At 48.9% G+C, this 1,579-nt stretch carries 3 protein-coding genes; all 3 read left to right on the top strand.

What is annotated here, in order from left to right; all coding sequences use genetic code 11:
- Positions 1-46: 46 nt before the first annotated feature.
- Positions 47-346: a hypothetical protein gene (locus N5J71_RS22255; RefSeq protein WP_084342486.1), complete on the top strand. Its 300-nt coding sequence runs from the start codon at positions 47-49 to the stop codon at positions 344-346.
- Between the two features lie 155 nt (positions 347-501).
- Positions 502-1,080 (top strand): CopG family antitoxin, encoded by a 579-nt coding sequence (locus N5J71_RS22250; protein ID WP_197709132.1) that lies wholly within the window; start codon positions 502-504, stop codon positions 1,078-1,080.
- Positions 1,081-1,116: 36 nt separating this feature from the next.
- Complete coding sequence (locus N5J71_RS22245) at positions 1,117-1,533, top strand: hypothetical protein (protein WP_125875284.1); 417 nt, start codon at positions 1,117-1,119, stop codon at positions 1,531-1,533.
- The last annotated feature ends 46 nt before the right edge of the window (positions 1,534-1,579 follow it).

Genomic DNA, 1,579 nt, shown 5'->3' with positions numbered 1-1,579 from the left:
CTAAAGCCGGCCCCTTAACCAAACGTTAGCACCAAAAAGTTCAGATATGGCAAAGGTTAAGAAAAAGCTCACTCCGGCTCAAAAGAGAGCAAAGAAAGCCGCGAAGGCAGAGCGGCAAAGGAAGTACCAGTGGGTCTTTATGAACGGTAAGCAAGTCAGAATAAAGCGGCCACCAACCGTGGATGGTATGCCTGTAGATCAGTTCATCGAGGAGAATGCTGATCCGATTTGGCTCCATCAGAGCGAGTTGTGGGAGCTGATGCCGGTTGAAGACGCTCTTTCTGGCCCTGAGCCGCCTACCGAATCAGGTGCAACAGAGGAAGATGAAGACGGAATACCATTTTGACTTTAGCCACAGGCGTTCAGTTGAGCAGAGCAGTGCTAACCAGGCAAGCCACGGCGACGGTTACTGCATTGCGGCTTCGCCTCCATTCCGCAACCGCGCGTGCTTCGCGGCGTTAGCAAGATGCCAATAGGCACACACTCTGCTAGACTCGTCCCATGAAGCAAATTAACTGGAATGCTGAGAAGAACCAGCAGTTGATGAGCGAGCGCGGAGTTTCTTTCGAAGATGTCCTGTTTGCTCTTCAGTCTGGTGGTTTACTTGATGACGGACCTCACCCCAACAGGGACAAGTATCCGAATCAACGCCTGCTTGTGGTTCGGATTGACGATTACGCCTGGCTGGTGCCGTACGTCGAGAATGATGGAGAAATCTTTCTCAAGACGGTCATCCCCAGTCGCAAGGCCACCAAGAAATTTCTAGGGGGGGGTAGCATGGCCAAGACCAAATTAGATCCCGAAGAGCAAGAGCTGCTGGAGGCATACGAATCCGGGGAGTTCGAGTCAGATCTGGATGCCGATCGTCGGGAGTACTTGACGAAGGCAGCGGAAGAAACGTTCAAGAAAGATAAGCGGATCAATATACGTATCTCCAGTCGCGACCTAGAGGCACTTCAACGCCGGGCACTGGAAGAGGGACTTCCTTACCAGTCCCTGGTTTCCAGTGTCCTTCACAAGTATGTCTCAGGCGGCCTCAAGGATATCTCTGCTAACAAGTCAGGCCAGCGGACGCGCTAACGCGCGCCGCTGCCTTCTGCGTTAGGCATTAAAAACATGAAATCGCAGCATAGAGACTGGTATGGAATGTTTGCCTTAGCTATATGCGTTCTCGTTTGGGCGCAAATTGCTAGATCATTTTTCATACACACCTATAACGAGAGCATGATGTACAAAGTATTCTTTAATGCTTTCTCGTATGCTCCAATATCTTATGCCGCTAGTATTTTCGCAGCAGTTAAAAAGCGTTTAAACGGCAAGAATAAATTTGGCACTGCAGAAATTGCTCTACTCGGCTCTTTATTGCCAACGGGAATATTTTTATCGCAAGACATTCCGCAGCGAATATACGACAGCCGTGATCTTGCAATAACTTTTGCTTTGATTTTACTTATTCTTCCAACAATTATTTCTATTGTTTCCTGTTGGCTTGCCAAACGGCGTTATAATTCTATCTATTCGTCAAAAGCCTAACAAATGGTTCAAGCCGTTCGCTTCGCTCACTCGGGACCGGCTAAAG

Origin of the sequence: Ectopseudomonas oleovorans (genome assembly GCF_029845265.1) — a bacterium.
GTDB classification, from domain to species: Bacteria; Pseudomonadota; Gammaproteobacteria; order Pseudomonadales; family Pseudomonadaceae; genus Aquipseudomonas; species Aquipseudomonas oleovorans.
This window is presented reverse-complemented; position numbering and strand designations above follow the sequence as displayed.